Source organism: Planctomycetota bacterium (assembly GCA_026387035.1).
Lineage (GTDB): Bacteria > Planctomycetota > Phycisphaerae > FEN-1346 > FEN-1346 > JAPLMM01.
This window is the reverse complement of sequence record JAPLMM010000118.1, coordinates 1-2,151: the sequence shown is the minus strand read 5'-3', so window position 1 is coordinate 2,151 and position 2,151 is coordinate 1. Positions and strand designations below refer to the sequence as shown.

General features: G+C 71.8%; 3 protein-coding genes. All 3 read right to left on the bottom strand.

The genetic code is table 11. The features are described 5' to 3' along the window. On the bottom strand, positions 1–595 hold a 595-nt coding region (locus NTX40_04055), incomplete at its 3' end, for a Maf family protein (GenBank protein ID MCX5648258.1). Then, positions 595–993, bottom strand: a complete 399-nt coding sequence (locus NTX40_04050) for a hypothetical protein (GenBank protein ID MCX5648257.1) — start codon at positions 991–993, stop codon at positions 595–597. The genes NTX40_04050 and NTX40_04055, both read right to left, overlap by 1 nt. A 48-nt stretch (positions 994–1,041) precedes the next feature. Then, on the bottom strand, positions 1,042–2,151 hold a 1,110-nt coding region (locus tag NTX40_04045; GenBank protein MCX5648256.1), incomplete at its 5' end, for an FAD-dependent oxidoreductase.

Sequence of the window (2,151 nt, the reverse complement as noted above, 5' to 3'; positions counted from 1 at the left end):
TCGGGTCATAGCTTGCCGCCTTTAGCATGCGTTCCAGGAGTTCCATGGGAAGACCCACGACGTTCGTGAAACTTCCCTCGATGCTTTCGACGAAGCGGTCGCCGGTTTCCTGAAGGGCGTAGGCGCCGGCCTTGCCGAGGGCCTCGCCGGAGGCAACGTAGGCGTGAATCTCGGCGGCGCTCATCGGCCCCATGTGGACCGTCGTCGCGTCGTGCGCGAGCCACCGCCGGCCCGCCCCCGCGTCCACGAGCGCCAGGCCCGTCAGGACCCGGTGAATGCTGCCCGCCAGGGCCGACAGGATTTGCCGCGCCTCGTCCTCGTCGCGAGGTTTGCCGATGACCCGCCCTTCCAGTTCGACGGCCGTATCGGCCCCCAGCACGAGGCCCTTCCGGATGCCGTGCGTCTCGATGGCCGACATCGCCTTCAGGTACGCCAGGCTCTCGACGTACGCGGCGGCGCTCGGGGCCCGGCGAATGCTCGCATCCTCGATCGGCCCGGGCGGGCGGACCTTGAAGCGGTAGCCGGCCTGGCGCAGGAGTTCCCGCCGCCGCGGCGAACTCGACGCCAGAATCAGTTCCACGGCCGTGTCTGGCATCACGCCCCCCGGTCGGGCGAGGCCCGCCGGCGCATCGGCAGATACACGCCGACGTCGCCGGCCTGGACATCCGCTGCTTTGCCTTCCACGATTTCGGCCTGGGTCCAGCGCGGGCCGACCTCCAGAACGCGGATTGTGGCGACCCACCGGCCCTTGCGGTAGATGCCCATCAGGAAGTCCGGCGCGAGGCCTTCTTCGCGCCCGCCCTCGAGCGCCACGAGGTCCGGCAGGTTCGGCTGCGATTCCGCGGCCGCGACCTCCAGCACGATCGCCCCCGGGTCGCACCATTTCCACCGGAGTTGTTCCGCCTCCAGGGGCGAGAGCCGCTCGCTCGGCCGTTCCGCCGCGCACCCCGCCAACGCCACCGCCGCCACGCCGACCATCCACCATCGCTTCATGCCTGTCCTTTCCGCAGCCCCGCGAAGAATGCGGTCAGACCCCATTTTTCAGGCGGGGCTGACCTCGATCCACATCCGCTCGCTGTCCCAGCGGACCACCAGTTCCGTATTGCACGCCTCGCACCGGAACCGCCTGCCTGGGGGCGTCCCGTGATGGACGATCAGTTCGGCCGAGCAGATCGGGCAGTGCCGCGCGAACGTCTGCGGGATGCCGCCGGCCGTCTGCGGTTCGGCGGGTCCGATGGCGCGCTCGACCGCGGCGCGGTCGGCGCCGCTCGCCACCAGCCGGTCCAGTTCGGGCACCCGTTCGCCCGCCGCGAAGACCGTCGCGCCGACGAGCCGGCCGCCCTGGAACACCAGCCGCTGGTACGTCTCCGGCCCGCCCTGTATGGAGAGGTTCCCTCTACTACAGGGCCCGCCTGCGGCCGGGAGGAGCACCGATTCGGTGTCCGGGCCGTCCGGCAGGTGTCCGGCGCCGAGGACGGCCAGTTCGTGTCCGAAGACCTCCGTCCGCATTCGGATCGCGCCGGCGGCGAGGGCCGGGGCGGCCTCGACGCCGGCCGGCTCCAGCATGTTTGCGGCGGCGATCGCGCCGTGGTTCCACGCCCGCTGCCAGCAGAAGGGCGTGTCGCCCGGCGGCGAGGGTCGGCGGTCGTCGGTTTCCGTTGCGGACGGGACGGTCTCGGCCACATCGCCCGCCGCGAAGACGTCCGGCTGGGTCGTCCGCAGCCGAAGGTCCACCCGGATGCCGCGCCCGACGGCGATGCCGGAACCTTCGACGAGTGCGACGGCCGGCCGGCGGCGGCTCCCGCAGGCCACCAGTTCCGCGCCCAGCAGGTCGCCGGCCGCCGTTTCGACGCCGATCGCCCGCCCCCCGGCCCCGAGGATCGCCCGCGCCGCCGTCTGCCGCCGAACCGCGATCCCGTTCTTCTCCAGCAGGTCCTCAACCAGGCGGGAGGCTTTTTCGTCGAGCATTTCCGGCCAGTACGAGGGCCCGTCCACGAGTTGCGTGACCTCGATGCCGCATCCGGCGAGGCTCTGGGCCAGCGTCAGGCCGACGAGCCCGGCGTCGAGGATGACGGCGCGGCGGACATCCTTGAGCGCCTCGCGGACCTCGACCGCGCCGTGCAGCGTGTCGAACCGGACCACGCCTTCGAG

What these genes read in the sequence shown, in the direction of transcription:
- NTX40_04050 (MCX5648257.1), bottom strand. Translation starts at nt 993, where the DNA reads ATGAAGCGATGGTGGATGGTCGGCGTGGCGGCGGTGGCGTTGGCGGGG.